A 15,967-nucleotide genomic window follows, 5' to 3' on the forward strand; every position below is an offset into this window, starting at 1 on the left:
TGACTTTCCTCTGGCGCTCGCATGTGCGCTACCGGGGCTTCCCCACGCAAGACGCAGGCCAACCGCGTCGGGCGCGCTGCGCCGCAACATGACAGCTAGTTAAGCCGAATCGCGGTGCGCTCTGCCTAGGGATTGGGCGCGGAGAGCAGCGCCGAGCAGGCAGCGGGCAGGCGCGGCGGCGTGCGAGGGCCCGGCGGAGCGGCAGGGGGGCGGCGCGCCTCGGCGGAAAACCACCATTCGAGGCTCGAGTCGCAGCCATCGCCCTGAGGCGGCGGCGCCTGGTCGCGGCATTCCGGGCTGCCGGGCTGGCAGCGCAGGCGGACATGCATGTGGCTGTCATGGCCGTACCAGGGGCGGACGTTGCGCAGCCAGGCCGCGCCGCGATGGTCCTGGCAGAGCCGCCGCTTGATCGCGGGGTTCACTAGGACGCGGTCGATGCCGGGGCTGGAGGCCGCGATGCGGATCAGGGTGGCGTGGCGGTCGGTCCAGCGCGCGGGGTCCACGGCGTCGCCGCCGGGCAGGACGAGGGAGGGGATCGAGAGATCCTCGCGCTGGGGGAGGGGCATGCGCGGCTTGGGCCGAAGGTCCAGCCAGACGTCCACGTCGAGCCCGGTCTGGTGGCTGGCATGGCCGAAGGTCAGCGGCCCGCCGCGGGGCTGGCCCATGTCGCCGATCCAGAGGTCGGGCAGGCCGGCGGCGCGCGCCTCGCCGGCGATGTGGACGACGGCCTCGACGGTGGCGGGATGGCCCCAATGCCGGTTCCGGCTGGTCCTTATGGCCTGCCAGCCCGGCCCGTCGGTAGGCAGCGGGACGGCGCCGGCGATGCAGCCGAGGGTCGTGGTGCCGATGGACCGCGTCGGCCCCGGCGAGGGCAGGGCCATGGCGGCCCAGTCCGCCGGGCGGGCAACCGGGCCCTCCGCGGCGAGGGTGGGGGCGGCGATGACGCAGAGGAGAGCGGCGAGACGGAGCACAACGGAATGGTAGCGCGGCGCGCGCGCAGCAGCGAATGGGCTTGAGGATTGGCGGCGGCGCGCCGGGCGAAGCCCCCAGCCAGACCCTCCCCCGCAAGCGGGGGAGGGAAGGCGGCAATGGCCTGTCTAGAACCGCCGCTCGAAGACCGTCACGACGTCGCCGGGCTGCAGCAGCGCCTGGCGTCCGGCCTTGAATTCCTGGGCCTGCCCGTCCGGTCCGACGCGCGTCACCGACACCGTGTCCTGCAGCGCGCGATAGTTGAAGCCGCCCGCGACGGCGACGGCCGAGAGTGTCGTCATGCCGGGCTGGTAGGGGAAGCGGCCGCCGCGCTCGACCTGGCCCAGCACGAAGACCGGGCGGTATTCCAGCACCTGGATTGCCACCGAGGGATCCCGGAACAGGTTGCGCTGCGCCATGACGCGCTCGACGGAACGCTCGACTTCTGTCGTCGTCTTGCCGGCCGCCGGCACGGATCCCACCAGCGGCAGCGCCAGCATGCCGTTGTCCGTGATGCGGAACTCGCCGGTCAAGCGCGGATCGTTGAACACGGTGACGCGGACCTGGTCCTCGGGGCCAAGGCGGTAGCCCGTGAAGCTTTCCTGCGGAAGCTGCGGCAGCCCCGCGGTCGGGTCGGCACAGGCGACGAGCGCCAGCGGGGCCAGAAACGTGGCGCGGCGGGTGAGCATTGGCGGTCCTCTCTCTCCGGTTTGGCGAATGGCGTCACCATTCCTGCCTCAGGCGACGCGCTGGCGGGCGCCACGTTTCCTTGCGCAGCCGGCTCATCACGGCCTTGTTTGGCGATGGTCGGAACCGCTGCCCCACGGTCCGGTTGAAGCCAGGGCCCCCGCCGCCGGCGCGCTGGGCCATGGTTCGGCGCTGCCACCCGATGGCGCTGAACCGCCGCTTCCGGGGAGAGTTTCACCGCGATGCTCGACAGACCTGTCGCCGAGCCCCGGCCGCCCGTGGACCGGCGTCCGGTCTCGCGCCCCGTTGCGCCGCCCATCGAGCCGGAGGGGCTCAACCTCACGGCCCTGTTAGGGGCGCTGCGCCGGCGCCGGACGGTGCTCGTGGCCTGCCTGGTGCTGTTCCCGATCCTGGCGCTGGTCGCGGCGAAGAACCTGACGCCGCGCTACACCGCCTCCTCTACCGTCATGTTCGAACCGACGGAGTACGCGGCGCGCGAGCTTCAGAGCATCCTGCGCGACGAGAGCACGACGGATGCCGTGCTGGCGTCGCAGATCGAGATCGTGAAGTCGCTCTCGGTCGCGCGACGCATCGTGGCGCGGTTCGGCCTGACGGAGCGCCGGGAGTTCGCGTGGTGGCTGGAGGACCGTGACCGGGCTGGGACGCTGCCCTTCCGCGTCCGTGAACGCCTCGCGGAGCGGCTGCAACCCGTGCTGCCCGATCTCGCGGAGATGATCGCACCACGCCCGATCGCCGATCCGCCGCCCGGCGAACTCGCCGAGATCCAGGCCGCGGAGGCGCTCATCGGGCATCTCGACGTGCAGGTCGTGCGCAACTCCCGCGTGTTGCAGATCCGCTTCACCAGCGAGGACCCGCAGCTTGCCGCCGCGGCGGCGAACCTGGCGGGGGAGCTCTACATCAGCGACCAGCTCGACGCGAAGTTCAACGCCGTGCGGCGCGCCAATGACTGGCTGGATGGGCGTATCGCCAACCTGCGGGCCGAGGTCAGCCGCAACGAGGTGCAGATCGCCGAGCTCCGCCAGGAAGCAGGGCTGACGCGCGGTGTCTCGGCCGGGCTGCAGACCGAACAGATCAGCCGCATCACCCAGGACCTGATCGAGGCGCGGAACCAGCTTGCCAGCGCCGAGGCGCGGCTCGGCGCGGTGCGCGCCGGCTCCGGGGCGGCGGACCTGACCGCACTCGGCGCGGCGAACCTGGTCACTCAGCGCGCCGCACGGGACGAGGCGCAGCGCGAGCTCAATCGGTTGAGCGCGGTGCTCGGCAACGGGCACCCGGATGTGCGGGCCGCCGCCGGGCGGCTTGCGGCCGCCGAGCGCGCCGTCGGCGCCGAGACCGCGCGCGTCGGCCAGGCCCTGGATGCCGAGATGCGCACCGCCCGCGCCCGCGTCGTGAGCCTCGAGCAGAGCCTGTCCGAGCAGCAGGAGCGGCTGAACCGCACCCAGGGCGCCGAGATTCGCATCAACGCGCTGGAACGCGAGACCGAGGCCGCGCGCAGCCTGCTTCGCGCCGTGCTGGAACGCAGCCAGACCACCGTGAGCCAGACCGCGATCGAGAAGCCGGACGCGCGCATCCTCTCGCCCGCAACGGTGCCCGGCGTGCCGTCCTTCCCGAAGCCGACGCTGTTTGTCGCCGCCGCGCTCGTGCTCGGCGCGCTGTTCGGGCTGTTGCTGGTCTGGTTCCTCGAGCAGGCCGACAGCACGCTTCGCAGCGGCGACGAGGTCCGCTCCGCGCTCGGCCTGCCATGCCTGGCGCTGGTGCCGCGGCTGCGGCGCGGGATCCTCGGGCGGATGCGGGCGCAGGACTATGTCGCGCACAAGCCGCTCAGCCCCTTCGCCGAGGCAATGCGCACCCTGCGGGCGTCGCTCTGGCTGGGTTCCGACCCGCCGCGCGTCGTGGTCGTGACGGCGGCGCGCCCCGGCGAGGGTAAGACGACGACCGCCATCTCGCTCGCGCGGTCGGCCGCGATGAACGGCGAGCGGGTGCTGCTGGTGGATTGCGACATTCGCCAGCCTGCCATCGGGCGGCTGATGCGGGCCGAGGGCTTGCCCGGCGTCACCGACCTGCTGCTCGGCCAGGCGGAGTTCGAGACGATCCTGCGCCGGGACCACCTGACGGGCCTCGACTTCATCCCCGCCGGTGCGGCGGAGGTGCATTCGCTCGGCCTCTTCATGAGCGAGGGCATGGCCGGCTTGCTGGAGAGAGTGCGGCGCGACTACGACCTGGTGGTGCTCGATGCCCCGCCGGCGCTGGCCATGGCGGATGCCCGCGTCGTATCCCGCCTTGCGGATGCCACACTGCTCTGCGTGAAGTGGCGCGACACGCCGCGTTCCGTGGTGCGCAACTCGCTCGCGCTGCTGGAGGATGCCAAGGCCCGGGTGGTCGGGGCGGCCCTCACGCAGGTGGATGCGAAGCTGCATCGCCGCTCGGGCTACGCGGACAGCGAAGTCTATCACCCCCGCTACAGCGGGTACTTCAGGGAGTAGTCGCTTGTCTCGCTACCTCGTCACCGGCGGCGCCGGCTATGTCGGCAGCCATACCGTGCTGGCGCTGCTCGATCGCGGGGACGAGGTCGTGGTCCTTGACGACCTGTCCAAGGGGCACCGCGGTGCGGTGCCGAGGGGGGCGAGGCTGGTGCAGGGCCGCTGCGCCGACCCGGTCGTGCTGGAGCAGGCCTTCGCGCTCGGGCCCTTCGACGCGGTGCTGCACTTCGCGGCGCTCTCCCTGGTCGGCGACAGCATGCGCGATCCCATGCGCTACATCGGCGACAACCTGGCCGGCGTGACGAGCGTGGCAGGCGCGGCCGTGAAGGCGGGCGTGCGGAAATTCGTGCTGTCCTCGACCGCCGCGCTCTTCGGCTTCCCCGAGCGCGTGCCGATCGACGAGGAGCAGAAGCTCGAGCCTGTCTCGGCCTATGGCGAGAGCAAGCTGGTCTGCGAGCGCGCGCTGGACTGGGCGGACCGCGTGCATGGCATGCGCTTCGCCGCGCTGCGCTACTTCAACGCTGCCGGCGCCGACCCCGCGGGTCGCGCCGGCGAGGACCACGACCCCGAGACGCATCTGGTGCCGCTTGCGATCGGAGCCGCGATGGGCACGCGCGCGCCGCTGACGGTCTTCGGTACGGACTACGACACGCCGGACGGCACCTGCATCCGGGACTACGTGCATGTCAGCGACCTCGCCGACGCGCATCTGCGGGTGCTGCCGCTGCTGGGTGAGCGGTCGGTGCGCTTCAACCTCGGCACCGGCACGGGCTATTCCGTGAAGCAGGTGATCGAGAGCGTGGGGCGGATCGGCGGCAAGCCCGTGCCCTTCTCCACCGGTCCACGCCGCGCGGGCGATCCGGCGGTGCTGGTGGCGTCCTCGGCAAAGCTGCGGGAGGCGACGGGGTGGTCGCCGCGCTATGGCGCGCTGGACGACATCGTGCGCACCGCCTGGGCCTGGCACTCGGCGCATCCCCGGGGCTACGCGAAAGCCGCCTGACGCGAAGGTTTCGACCGCGCGCGGTTCCGGGCCGGGAACCACGCGTGCTTCTTTCCCGTTCGACCGCCGGTGGAATGGGGAGCAGCGGATGGCGGCGCGGGAGCCGGTGCCGGCAGCGGCGATTGTGCTGGCGGGCCTGCTGCTGGCCTGGCCGGCGGCCTGGAACGGCTATCCCCTCGTCTTCGCCGACAGCGGGACGTATCTCGGCCAGGCGCTGATCGGCTACCTCGGCTGGGACCGGCCGCCGCATTACAGCCTGTTCCTGCACCTGCTGCATTGGCGCGTCTCGCTCTGGGCGATCCCGGTGGCGCAGGGGCTGATCACGGCTCACCTGCTCGCGCTGGTGCTGCGCGCGCTGGAACGGCCCGGGCCCTGGCCGTTGCTGATCGGCGCGCTGGGGCTGGCCGTCGCGACGGGGCTGCCCTGGCTGGTCGCCCAAATCATGCCGGACCTCTTCACGGGGCTGCTGGTGCTGGCGCTGTGGCTGATCGGCTTCGGCTGGCGCGACCTGTCCCGGGTGGAACGCGCCTACGTCATGCTTCTGGCCTGCGGCGCGGCGGCGCTGCACCTGACGCACCTGCCGATCGGTCTGGGACTTGCCCTCGTGGGCGGCATCGCGGCCGGGCGCGCCGGTGTCGCGGGACGCATGGCCGCGCCGGTGCTGATCGGGATGATCGCCGTTGTGGCGGCCAATGCGGCCGGGCATGGGCGCGTGTCGCTCTCGCCCTTCGGCGCCGTCTTCATGGGGGCGCGGCTGCTCGAGGACGGGCCGGCGCTGCGGACCCTGGACGCGGACTGCGCGGTCCAGCAGTGGCGCGTCTGTGCGATGCGGGCGGAGCTGCCGATGGCGGCGAACTACTTCCTCTGGCTGCCGGACGGGCCGTTGCAGCGGCTCGGCGGCGGGAAGGCCTGGGCGGCCGAGGCCGGCGAGATCGTCTCCCGCAGCGTGTCGCGAGAGCCCGGCACGGTCGCACTGACCGTGCTGGACAACGCGGCGCGGCAGTTCGTGATGCTCGGCACCGGCGACGGGCTGGAGGCCTGGCGCGGCGAGCCGGGGCCGGAGCCCATCATCGCGCGCTTCTTTCCGCGCGAGCTCGACGCCTATGCGGCATCGCGGCAGTCGCGCGGCCTGCTCCAGGGCGACGTCGCGCAGTTCCTGCCGCTGCATGTCGCGCTGGCCTGGGCGTCACTATTCCTGCTTCCGATGCTCGCCTGGGTGTGGCGGGCACGCGCGGCCGGCGCCCTTTGCGTGCTCGTCCTGGCCGCTGCGCTCGGCAACGCCGCGGTGACGGGCGGGCTGTCGGGGGTGAACGAGCGCTACCAGGGCCGGCTTGCCTGGCTTTTCGTCTTCGCTGCCGGCGCGGCGCTGGCGGCCTACCCGCAGGGAAGGCTGCTAGTCCGTCATGCGGTCCAGCGCCGGGACGCGACGTAGCACGAGGCGCTTGAAGAGGATCGGCAGGAGCAGCCCCGCGGCCATCAGGACGGGCGCGTGGATCGCGAAGCCCTGCTCGGTCCAGCCGATGCCGGCCGCGATCAGCACGGCCTTCACCAGGCCGATGGCGATGACGTTGAAGAGGTAGATCGCCATCGTCTCTCGCCCCAGGCTCAACGGCCAGCGCCAGCGCGCGACCGGCGCGACCAGCATCGAGCCGTGCAGCGCCGGTATGGCGAGCAGGCCGCAGAGCAGCATCGAGGATTCGCCCGGCAGCCAGAACCAGGCCATGCGCCAGTCCAGGACGGCTAAGACCAGCGCGGCCGCGAAGAGCCCCCACCACAGGGGCTGCGCCTCCGCGAAGCGCGGCAGCAGCCGCGCCTCGTGCTGCGCCACCGCGATGCCGGCCGCGAAGAACACGGCGTGACGGGCGAAGCGGTCGAGGTAGAAGACCGCCGGCAGCCCCGTCGCCATCAGCACGAGCCCCGCGATCAGCAGCCCGGGCGTCCCGATCCGCCGCCAGGCCGGCGGCGCGACGACGCTGCAGAGGAACAGCACCCAGAGGAACCAGATGAAGGTGGCCGGGCTGTTCTCCGTCGTCAGGACGAGGTCGCGGAGGCCGCCCAGCAGGCCCTCGGGCTGGTTGTCCACATGGACGACGCGCTCGGCCGCGAGCTTGCCGAAAAGCACGATGACGCCGAGGAGCAGGAAGGGCACGAGCAGCCGCTTCGCGCGGCGCCAGGCGAAGGCCGGCAGGTCGCGGTCGCTCGTGCGGATCGCGCCGCTCAGCCAGGCCGCGTAGCCGCTGAGGTAGAGGAAGAAGGGCATGTGGAAGCGGTAGATCGCGTAGCGCAGCGTGTCCCACCACTCGACGCCCGGCGGCGGCGTCGTCGCCACGATGTGGCCGAACACGACCAGCAGGATGGCGACACCCTTCGCGCGGTCGAGGTCGAGCCGCCGCGTGCGTGCGGCTGGCGGCGGGGCGAGAACGTTCACGCCTCGGCCAGCCGACGCGCCAGCTTCTCTCGCAGCAGGTCGGGCGGGCGCGCTTCCTGTCGCGCACGCCCGATCGCGGCGGCGAACCAGGCGAACTGGATGACCGCGGTGCTCGCGATCAGCGTGTTGTCGAAGGCGCTGTGGATCAACGCGGCCAGCAGCGCCGACCGCAGCACCAGCCGGTCCGCCGAACCCACCCTTCGCGTGCCCGCCCAGACCCAGGCGATGATGGCGCCGAAGATCAGGGCGCAGCCGATCATCCCGGCATCCACCGACAACCGCAGATACTCGTTGTGCGCGGCGTTGGAGCGGATCAGGCGGATCTGCGGATCCTCGGGGTCCACGATCAGCTTGCCCGCGCCGAGCCCGTAGCCGAAGAGCGGCCGCTTCTCGATCGCCTCGACGAAGTAGGGCCAGATGATGTCGCGACCGGAGAACTGCTCATAGGCGGGCGCGCCGAGGAAGCGGTCCACCACGGCCAGGATGAGTGGCCCGAGCAGGAAGACCGCCGGCAATGCACCGGCCGCGACCAGGTCGAGCTTGCGTTTCGCCGGGAAGATCCGCCGGTCCGACAGGGCGAAGACGAGGGCCAGGAACACCGCGACCGCGATCAGCGGCGCGCGTGCCTGGGTCGCCAGAAGCACCGCCAGGGCCGCCCCGCCCAGCAGCAGCCAGCGCGTCTTGAAGCCGCGGAGATATTCCAGCGTCGCGGCGAAGATCGCGGTCGTGCAGAAGCCCGCGAGGAAGGGCGGCGAATGCAGGCCCTGGAAGCGCCAGTTGTTGTCGAAGGGCGAATAGAGCCCGGTCGGCCAGACGAGGAAGGCGAAGGCCGCGGAGATCAGCGGCACCAGCACGATGGCCTTGCAGAGCGCCGACCAGACGGATCGCGGCGCCGCGGCGAAGGCGAGCACGAAGGGCGCGGTCGAGCCGATGAAGCTGCGCAGCATCTCTCCGTTCGACGACACGCGGCCCATGGGCAGCACCACCAGGCTGATGCCGGCGATGATCGCGAAGGCGAGGAACGGCCAGTTGATCGTCGGCGCGAAGCCGTAGCGCAGGCAGAGCATCGCCGCGATCGCGAAGGGGATCACCTTGACCGCCGCCGCGCCCATTGCGCCGCCGCCGGAGTCCAGCAGGCCGAGCTGGATGTCGAGCGCGAGGCCGTAGCACGCCACCAGCAGCCCGACCGCGAGCAGCGGAGCCTCGTAGAACAGCATCGCGATCATCACGGCGATTGCCGCGGGCAGCAGGGTGATGGCGGTCTCCGGCGCCACGATCGCGGTCAGCAGAAGCCCGGCCAGGGCAACGAGCGCGAGCAGGGCGGAGAGGAGCGCCGGCGGAACGGTGCGCATGCCCTCACGTTATGGGCGCGCGGCCGCGGGCGGCCCAATCAGCTTTCGGTCAGGAGAGGCCAGCCTGGATCAGATGAGTGAGCGTCCGCGCGCCCTGGGCGCCGAGGTCCCGGAGCGCCTGGCCGCGCTGACGCGGCTGCGCGGGCTGCTGATCGGCTGGGTGGTCGTCTATCACCTCGAACTCGCGCTGCACGGGCTGGGTCGCGTGCCCGTCCTGGGAAACGTGGTGATGAAGGGCTATCTCGGCGTCGACGGCTTCTTCCTGCTGTCGGGCTTCGCGTTGTTCCTGGGATATCACCGTCGGCCGCCGCTCGGCACCGAGGGCTGGCGCGGCTTCGTGCGCAGGCGCGCGGCCCGCATCTTCCCGCTGCATCTCGCCGCCCTTGCCTTGCTGCTGGCGATCGTCGTCGCGGCGGCGGCGGCGGGTGTCTCGATCCGCAACCCCGAACGCTTCGGCGCCTGGGAATTCGTCATGCAGGCGATGCTGGCCAATGCCTGGGAGACGACGCGCATCCATGCCTGGAACTATCCGTCCTGGGCGCTTTCGGCGACCTGGGCGGGTTATCTGCTCTTCCCCGCGATCCTGCCGCTGGTGCTGTGGCGCCGGCCCGCGGGCGCCTGGGCGATCGCGGCCGCCTGCGTCGTTCTGCTGACATGGCTGGGTGCCGAGGAAGCGGTGCAGCTGAACCTGACCTTGCATCTCGGCCTGCTGCGCTTCGGCCTCGAATTCGTGCTGGGCATGGCGCTGGCGCGGCTGGTCACGCTGCGGGAGATGCCGGGCCTGGCCGCCGCGGCGGCCGCGCTGCTGTTGCCGCTCGGTCTCGCGCTGCGCCTGGATGCCATGGCGGTGGCGGGGCTCGCCGGGATCATCGCCCTGCTCGGCAAGCTGCCGCCCGCCTCGGCGCCGCCGCGCGACCTTCTCTGGCGGCTCGGTGAGGCGTCCTTCGGGGTCTACCTCTGCTGGGTCTTCGTGGAGGGCGGGCTTGTCCTGCTCCAGCGCGCCGCCGATCCCGGGCCGGTCCTGCGGGTCGCGCTGATGCTGGGCGGCCTCGTCGCGACGCTCGCGCTGGGATGGCTTGCGTGGCGTTTGGTGGAGGTGCCGGCAGCCCGCCGCCTGGCGCGTCTCATGCCCTGATCGCCGCGGCGAGACGCGGCCGCAGCGCCGGCCCGTCGCCCTGCTGCAGTCGCCAGTGCCCGCCATGGGTTATGGCCCAGAGCGTGGCAGGCAGGCCGAGGCGGCGCAGCACCGGCAGCGCACGTCCGAGATCGTCGGCCCAGGCGGCCTCGTTCTCCTCGTGACCGCGCGCCCCGCCGAACTCCGTCACCATCGCCGTCACGCCGTGCCGTCGTGACCAGTCCGCGACCTGGCCGAAGCGCCAGGCCACCGCACCGGCATCGCCGCCCTCGTAGTCATGCACCTCGGCGATCGTGAGGGGATCGGCCGGCGGCGCGAGCGGCAGGAGGGATCGCCAGGAGCACCATTCATGCCCGCCCCAGAGCAGGACATGCCTCGGCGCGACGGCCCGCAGGCCGCCCAGCAACCTGTCGCGCACCGGCCGCCAGGCCTCGGCCGAGGGGAAGGCAGGCTCGTTCACCGCGGCCAGCGCGACGCGCGACGGATCCGCCGCACGGTTGAAGAGCCGCGCGCGGTCCATCACGCGTCGTGTTGTCGCCTCGTCCCAGGGCGCGTCCGAGGCGTAGAGGTCCTCCATCGCGACCAGCACGCGCAGCTCCGCCGCGACGGCGTCCTCCACCGCGGTCAGGAAGAGGCGCGGCACCTCCTCTCCGCCTCCGGCGTCGCGCGGGAGGAAAAGGCGCGCATGGTCGAAGCCGGCCTCCCGAAGGCCGACCCACCAGGCGCGACCCAGGCGGCGCGGCCGGTTGTCGGCGGCGATCGGAAACCAGCGCTCGAGATTGGCGCCCAGACGAAGCCTGGCGAACGCCGTGCGCGGGTCCGGCTGCGCGGCGGCCGGTGTCGCGAGACCGGCGGCGAGCAGGCTGCGCCGCGCGATCATGTCATGCGCCCTGCAGCGCGCCGCGGAGATAGCCGAGGTTGTAGGCCGCGCCGCAGCGCGCGCGCATGAGCGTCGCCTTGCTGGCGGGCCAGAGCAGCAGCGGCGCCTGCAGCAGCAGCTTCGCTGCGGCGCCGGGGGCGCGCCGCGGCAGGCCCGCCCGGCGGTCCCGCAGGGCATCCGTCGCGCCTTGCCAGTGCAGCCGCGACAGCAGCCAGTCCGGCCGCATCCGGGCGGCCTGGATGCTGTGCCGGACCGTGATCCGGCCGTCGTAGAAGACGCCGAGGCCGCGCGCGCGGAGGCGGTCCAGGACCTCGACCTCCTCGCCCGAGAGCAGGCGATCGCCGATCCGTCCGAGATGCTCGGGGAAGCCGCCGGCCTCGCGCAACGCGTCGGACCGGAAGGCCATGTTGGCGCCGTAGACCTCGACACCGGCCGGGACGTCGCGGCCGATCTCGCCGGCCCCCTCCCACTCCACGATCGTCAGCACGCCGCGGAGCGAGGCCGGCCACCAGCCGGGCAGGGGACCTTCCCAGGCCGGCAGGATGCGCCCGCCGAGCGCGGCGGCGCGGTTGGGCAGGGTCTCTATGGTCGCGGCCAGCCGCGCCGCCCAGTCGGGCTCGGGCACGGCATCGTCATCGAGGAAGGCGGTCCAGGCGGCGGGAGACGCCGCGAGGCCTGCATTCCGCGCGACGGAGAGCCCGGGCGCTTCGCAGCGGAGCAGGGTCGCGCCTGCGGACGCGGCGATGCCGACGATCTCGCGCGCCGCGTCGGGCGGCGAGGCGCTGTCCACCACGATGACAGGCGATGCCTCCGCCTGCTGGCGCGCCAGCCCGGCGAGGCACGCGGCCAGGTAGCCCGGCCGCGCATGGGTGCAGACGACGACGGCGAAACCGGGGTGCCGGCTCACCGCGCCGGCTCAGCCGTTGAAGCGGAACGCCCCGGCCACCTGGTCGGTCGCCGCGGCCGGCGCGGGCTCGGCCGACGCAGCAGGCTTCGCCTGCCCCATGGCCTCCTTCGCGCGCTGTTCCACTTGTCGGGTCACTTCCCCAAGGACGCGCGCGAGAACGGGAAGTTGCATGACCGGCACTACCAGCAGGCCCGAGGCCTGGGTCTGCGGCTTGGCGTCCGGCGCCTGGCCGGGCTGGCCGACGACGGCGCCGAGGGTGATGCGGGCCACGCCGTTGGCGACATGCACGTCGATGATGCCGTCACCGAAGACGGTTGGAATGCCTGCCATGTTCGTTCCTCTCGGGGTTGTCGTGCCGTGATCACGCGTCCCGCGCGGCGCCCTCTCCCGCGGAGGGGAGAGGGCCCAGCTTCACTGCTCGCGGAAGGCGCGGTGGAAGCTGTCGAAGACGGGCTGCAGCAGATAGCGGCCGAAGCTGCGCTGGCCCGTCTGGATCTGCGCTTCCGCCATCATGCCGGGCCGCAGCTGCACGCCTTCCAGTGCCTTGAGCTGGTCCTCGTCGATCTGGATCTGCACGCGGTAGTACATGGTGCCGCGGCGCTCGTCCTGCGTGACGTCGGATGCGACGAACGTCACATGACCGTTGAGGTAGGGCACCAGGCGCTGCTTGAAGGCGGGCAGCCGGATCTCCGCGACGAGGCCGGGGTGAACGAGCTCGATGTCGTTGGGCTGAACGTTCACCTCGGCGATCAGCCGGTCGCGCCTGGGAACGAGGTCCATGATGGGGTCGCCAGGGCGGACCACGGCGCCGACGGTGAAGACGCGCTGCCCGATGATGGTGCCATCCTCCGGCGACACGATCTCGAGCCGGGTCGAGACGTCCTCGGCAGCCCGGAGCTTCTCCTCGGCTTCCGCGAGCCGGACACGGACGTCGCGCAGCTCGGTCGAGGCCTCCTGGCTGCGCTGGTCCTGGATGCGCTGGATCTCGCGTTCGTTCTCCGCGATCTGCGCGCGGGTGCGGTCCATCTGGTTGCTGATGTCGGCGATGTTGCCCTCGGTCTGCGCGACCTGGCGCTGGATGGCGAGCAGCTGCGGAAGGCGCGCGAGGCCCTGCTGGAGGAGTTGGGCGGTGTTCGTCTCCTCGGCTCGCAGCAGCGTCAGCGTGCGCTGCTGTGCCTCGGTCACTGCCATGGATGACCGGATCTGCGCCTCCGCCTGGTCCACGCGGGCGCGCAGCACCATGGTCTGGCTTTCGAGTGCGACGCGGCGCGCCTCGAACAGGGCGCGCTGGCCGTTGACGGCGTCCTGGGCGCGGTCGGCGGTGGCGTTGAGGAGGTCGCGGGGGAAGGCGATCTCCCGCGCGCCGGCGAGTTCGGCGACGAGGCGTGCATCCTGTGCCATCAGCGCCCAGCGCTGGCTGCGCAGCGTCTCGGTCTGCTGCGCGGCTTGCGGCTGCTCCAGCCGGACCAGCACCTGGCCCTGGCGGACCTCGTCGCCATCGCGAACGAGGATCTCCCGCACGATGCCGCCTTCGAAGTGCTGGATCGTGCGGCGCGTGCCCTCGACCTTCAGGATCCCGGGCGCGATCGCGGCCTCCGACAGCTGCGCGAAGGCGGTCCAGCCGCCCAGGCCGACGACGAAGAGCAGGACGATCGCGTAGCCCAGCATCGTCGGCGTGCGCGTGCGGGGCCGCGGCGCGTCGAGAATGAGCGGTTCCTTCGGCGGCTGCCAGGGGGCCGGCGGGCCGGCGGCAGGCCGCGGGGCAACGGCGTTGCGGGGCAGGGCGACCTCGCTCATCGGGCGCCTCCTTCGACACGGGCAGGCACCTCGGCGGGCCGGGCCTGCTGCTGCACGAGCCGCTTGAGCACCTCGGCGCGCGGGCCGAAGGCCTCGACCGCGCCGTCGCGCATCAGCAGCACCTTGTCCACGCCCTGCACCAGGGTCGGGCGGTGGGAGACCAGGATGACGGTGGTGCCGCGGCGCTTGACTTCCTCAAGACCGCGGATGAGCGCCTGCTCTGCGTCGCCGTCCAGGTTCGAGTTCGGCTCGTCCAGCACGATCAGGCGCGGCCTGCCGTACATCGCGCGCGCGAGGCCGATCAACTGGCGCTGGCCGCCGGACAGGTGCTGGCCGCCATCGCCGATCTCCGTGTCGTAGCCCTGCGGGAGGCGCAGGATCATCTCGTGACAGCCCGCGACCCTCGCGGCCTCGAAGACTTCCTCCGGGTCGGGCTGGCCCATGCGGGCGACGTTCTGCATGACCGTGCCGTCGAAGAGCTCGACGTCCTGGGGGAGGTAGCCGACATATCGGCCGAAATCCTCGCGCATCCAGGTGAAGACGTCGGCGCCGTCGAGCCGGACGGTGCCGGCCGAGGGCTGCAGCGTGCCGATCAGGAGGCGGATCAGCGTCGTCTTGCCCGCGGCCGAGGGCCCGATGATCGCCAGCGATTCACCCGCCGCCAGGCTGAAGGAGATCCCCTTGATGATGGCGACGGGCTGGCCCGGGAAGCCGAAGGTCACGCGCTCGATGGACATGCGTCCGGTAGGCTCGGGCAGCGCCATGCCGGGCGGCCGCAGCCGGGGCAGGGACAGGAAGCCGAGCAGCCGGCGATAGGCCTGGCGCGCCTGGACCAGCTGTTTCCAGCCGCCGATCATCTGCTCCACCGGCGCGAGCGCGCGGCCCATGATGATCGAGCCGGCGATGGAGGCGCCCGAGGTCAGTTCCTGGTTCAGCGTGAGATAGGCGCCCATCCCGAGCAGGGCGACCTGGATGGCGAGCCGGACGAAGCGCGTGACGGACAGCATCAGCGCCGCGCGGTCGGCGGCCCGCTCCTGCATGGGGAGCGAGGCCGAGAGGCCTTCACGCCAGCGCTGCAGGACGGCGCCGCCCATGCCCATGCTGTCGATCACCTCGGCGTTGCGCACGATGCTCTCCGCCCGGCGCTGGCTGGACATCGCGCCGGTCGAGGCCTGCCGCAGCAGGCCGCCCGTGGCCCATTCGTTGGCGAGCGTCAGCGCGAACAGGATCAGCGCGCCGGCCAGCGCGATGAAGCCCAGCGTCGGGTGCAGCATGAAGATGACGGCGAGGTAGATCGGTACCCAGGGCACGTCGAACACCGCCAGCGAGGCCGGCGAGCCCAGCCAGGAGCGGCAGACCGCAAGGTCGCGCAGCGCCTCCATCCGGTAGGGGCGGTTGCGCAGCTGGCTCTCGATGGCGCGGATGAAGGCCTCGGGCGCGGCCTTGCCCTCGATCCAGGCCGCGAGGCGCTGCATCACCTGGCCGCGCAGCCCGTCGAGCACCGCCATGACGAGAAGCGCGAAGACGGCGATGGCCGTGAGATAGTAGAGGGTGTCCATGCTCCGGGTGGAGAGCACCCGGTCGAACACCTGCATCATGTACAGCGAGATCGTCAGCTGCAGGACGTTGACTACGCCGCTGAAGATCGCGACGGCGACGAGCTGCGTCCGGCAGGCAGCGACGGCCTTGGACAGGACCGTGTCGGCCGGCCTGTCGGGTATTCCCATGTTGATCGGCATTGGGCGCAGCATGGCGGTCAGGACCCCGCGTGGAACCGCGCAGCCAGCTGCGCCAGGTATGCGTGAAGCTTGCCGAAGACGTCGGGCGCGGCAATCCAGACGACCGCGATCAGGGCCAGCGCCACGACCAGGCTGGCGAGGTTTGCCAGCACGACCCCCCAGAAGGAGAGCCCGCGGGGAAACCTCGCGAGATGGTCGTCGACGGCCTGGCGGCGGATCGCTTCCGCCTGGTTGTGCAGCACCCGGAAGGCATGGGCATCGAGCTCAGCCTCCGCCTTCCGGCGGAAATCGGGCACGCCATCGGTGCCGAGCGGGCGCCCGGCCTGGACAGCCATGCCGAAGGCCAGGAGATCGCGCAACCGCTGATCGTCATCCGAAAGGAAGTCGCGGAGGGCGAAGCCGACGGCCGGGCGGCCTGCCGCGGCCGCAGGAGGCGGCTCCGGGCCGTCCGTCCGTGGTCCCGCCTGCTCATTGGTCGTTGCGACCATGGGACCTGTGTTGTTACGATCGTTCATGCGAGCCCAGTCTTGAAGGCATCGTGAAGCGGTCTGCCGTTTCGTTGAAGACACGCT

General features: G+C 72.0%; 14 protein-coding genes. 4 read left to right on the forward strand and 10 right to left on the reverse strand.

What is annotated here, in order from left to right; translation table 11 throughout:
* Positions 1-125 precede the first annotated feature (125 nt).
* Both mepA and ACLF3M_RS25770 read right to left on the reverse strand, forming a co-directional pair.
* Positions 126-971, reverse strand: a complete 846-nt coding sequence (gene mepA, locus ACLF3M_RS25765; RefSeq protein WP_430659859.1) for a penicillin-insensitive murein endopeptidase — start codon at positions 969-971, stop codon at positions 126-128.
* Positions 972-1,097: 126 nt separating this feature from the next.
* Positions 1,098-1,658, reverse strand: a complete 561-nt coding sequence (locus tag ACLF3M_RS25770; protein ID WP_430659860.1) for a polysaccharide biosynthesis/export family protein — start codon at positions 1,656-1,658, stop codon at positions 1,098-1,100.
* A gap of 240 nt (positions 1,659-1,898) precedes the next feature.
* Here ACLF3M_RS25770 and ACLF3M_RS25775 point away from each other — a divergent pair, with 240 nt between their 5' ends.
* The 3 genes from ACLF3M_RS25775 (at position 1,899) to ACLF3M_RS25785 (ending at position 6,589) form a co-directional block, all read left to right on the forward strand.
* Positions 1,899-4,160 carry a GumC family protein gene (locus ACLF3M_RS25775; RefSeq protein ID WP_430659861.1) on the forward strand — a complete coding sequence of 754 codons (2,262 nt, stop codon included), beginning with the start codon at positions 1,899-1,901 and terminating at the stop codon, positions 4,158-4,160.
* Between the two features lie 4 nt (positions 4,161-4,164).
* The gene (gene galE / locus ACLF3M_RS25780; protein WP_430659862.1) at positions 4,165-5,157 is read left to right on the forward strand and encodes a UDP-glucose 4-epimerase GalE; all 993 of its coding nucleotides are present in this window, start codon (positions 4,165-4,167) and stop codon (positions 5,155-5,157) included.
* A gap of 88 nt (positions 5,158-5,245) precedes the next feature.
* Positions 5,246-6,589: a hypothetical protein gene (locus tag ACLF3M_RS25785; RefSeq protein ID WP_430659863.1), complete on the forward strand. Its 1,344-nt coding sequence runs from the start codon at positions 5,246-5,248 to the stop codon at positions 6,587-6,589.
* Here ACLF3M_RS25785 and ACLF3M_RS25790 read toward each other — a convergent pair.
* Both ACLF3M_RS25790 and ACLF3M_RS25795 read right to left on the reverse strand, forming a co-directional pair.
* Positions 6,551-7,585 (reverse strand): acyltransferase family protein, encoded by a 1,035-nt coding sequence (locus tag ACLF3M_RS25790; protein WP_430659864.1) that lies wholly within the window; start codon positions 7,583-7,585, stop codon positions 6,551-6,553. The two genes, ACLF3M_RS25785 and ACLF3M_RS25790, sit on opposite strands and share 39 nt — an antisense overlap.
* A complete protein-coding gene (locus tag ACLF3M_RS25795) occupies positions 7,582-8,937 on the reverse strand; it encodes an O-antigen ligase family protein (RefSeq protein WP_430659865.1) in 1,356 nt (451 codons plus the stop codon). Before ACLF3M_RS25795 ends, ACLF3M_RS25790 begins: the two co-directional genes overlap by 4 nt.
* A gap of 73 nt (positions 8,938-9,010) precedes the next feature.
* Between ACLF3M_RS25795 and ACLF3M_RS25800 the strand changes: the two genes are divergently transcribed.
* Positions 9,011-10,072 (forward strand): acyltransferase family protein, encoded by a 1,062-nt coding sequence (locus tag ACLF3M_RS25800; RefSeq protein WP_430659866.1) that lies wholly within the window; start codon positions 9,011-9,013, stop codon positions 10,070-10,072.
* On the opposite strand, the gene ACLF3M_RS25805 is transcribed toward ACLF3M_RS25800, so the two are convergent.
* The 6 genes from ACLF3M_RS25805 to ACLF3M_RS25830 all read right to left on the reverse strand — a co-directional run bounded on the left by ACLF3M_RS25805 (position 10,062) and on the right by ACLF3M_RS25830 (position 15,883).
* Entirely contained in the window at positions 10,062-10,952 is an 891-nt protein-coding gene (locus tag ACLF3M_RS25805; protein WP_430659867.1) for a glycoside hydrolase family 5 protein, read from the reverse strand. The two genes, ACLF3M_RS25800 and ACLF3M_RS25805, sit on opposite strands and share 11 nt — an antisense overlap.
* Position 10,953: 1 nt before the next feature.
* A complete protein-coding gene (locus tag ACLF3M_RS25810) occupies positions 10,954-11,859 on the reverse strand; it encodes a glycosyltransferase family 2 protein (RefSeq protein ID WP_430659868.1) in 906 nt (301 codons plus the stop codon).
* A gap of 9 nt (positions 11,860-11,868) precedes the next feature.
* A complete protein-coding gene (locus tag ACLF3M_RS25815; RefSeq protein ID WP_430659869.1) occupies positions 11,869-12,189 on the reverse strand; it encodes a hypothetical protein in 321 nt (106 codons plus the stop codon).
* 81 nt (positions 12,190-12,270) lie between these two features.
* The gene (locus ACLF3M_RS25820; RefSeq protein ID WP_430659870.1) at positions 12,271-13,656 is read right to left on the reverse strand and encodes an HlyD family type I secretion periplasmic adaptor subunit; all 1,386 of its coding nucleotides are present in this window, start codon (positions 13,654-13,656) and stop codon (positions 12,271-12,273) included.
* Positions 13,653-15,395 (reverse strand): type I secretion system permease/ATPase, encoded by a 1,743-nt coding sequence (locus tag ACLF3M_RS25825; protein ID WP_430659871.1) that lies wholly within the window; start codon positions 15,393-15,395, stop codon positions 13,653-13,655. Before ACLF3M_RS25825 ends, ACLF3M_RS25820 begins: the two co-directional genes overlap by 4 nt.
* A 17-nt stretch (positions 15,396-15,412) precedes the next feature.
* Positions 15,413-15,883 (reverse strand): hypothetical protein, encoded by a 471-nt coding sequence (locus ACLF3M_RS25830; protein ID WP_430659872.1) that lies wholly within the window; start codon positions 15,881-15,883, stop codon positions 15,413-15,415.
* Positions 15,884-15,967: the final 84 nt, after the last annotated feature.

The organism is Falsiroseomonas sp. HW251 (assembly GCF_050563545.1).
Lineage (GTDB): Bacteria > Pseudomonadota > Alphaproteobacteria > Acetobacterales > Acetobacteraceae > Falsiroseomonas.

Bases quoted from the DNA above. Each gene is read 5' to 3' on its own strand.
- ACLF3M_RS25770 (WP_430659860.1), bottom strand. From the start codon at position 1,658: ATGCTCACCCGCCGCGCCACGTTTCTGGCCCCGCTGGCGCTCGTCGCC.
- ACLF3M_RS25775 (WP_430659861.1), top strand. From the start codon at position 1,899: ATGCTCGACAGACCTGTCGCCGAGCCCCGGCCGCCCGTGGACCGGCGT.
- ACLF3M_RS25785 (WP_430659863.1), top strand. From the start codon at position 5,246: ATGGCGGCGCGGGAGCCGGTGCCGGCAGCGGCGATTGTGCTGGCGGGC.
- ACLF3M_RS25795 (WP_430659865.1), bottom strand. From the start codon at position 8,937: ATGCGCACCGTTCCGCCGGCGCTCCTCTCCGCCCTGCTCGCGCTCGTT.
- ACLF3M_RS25800 (WP_430659866.1), top strand. From the start codon at position 9,011: ATGAGTGAGCGTCCGCGCGCCCTGGGCGCCGAGGTCCCGGAGCGCCTG.
- ACLF3M_RS25805 (WP_430659867.1), bottom strand. From the start codon at position 10,952: ATGATCGCGCGGCGCAGCCTGCTCGCCGCCGGTCTCGCGACACCGGCC.
- ACLF3M_RS25815 (WP_430659869.1), bottom strand. From the start codon at position 12,189: ATGGCAGGCATTCCAACCGTCTTCGGTGACGGCATCATCGACGTGCAT.
- ACLF3M_RS25820 (WP_430659870.1), bottom strand. From the start codon at position 13,656: ATGAGCGAGGTCGCCCTGCCCCGCAACGCCGTTGCCCCGCGGCCTGCC.
- ACLF3M_RS25825 (WP_430659871.1), bottom strand. From the start codon at position 15,395: ATGCCGATCAACATGGGAATACCCGACAGGCCGGCCGACACGGTCCTG.
- ACLF3M_RS25830 (WP_430659872.1), bottom strand. From the start codon at position 15,883: ATGGTCGCAACGACCAATGAGCAGGCGGGACCACGGACGGACGGCCCG.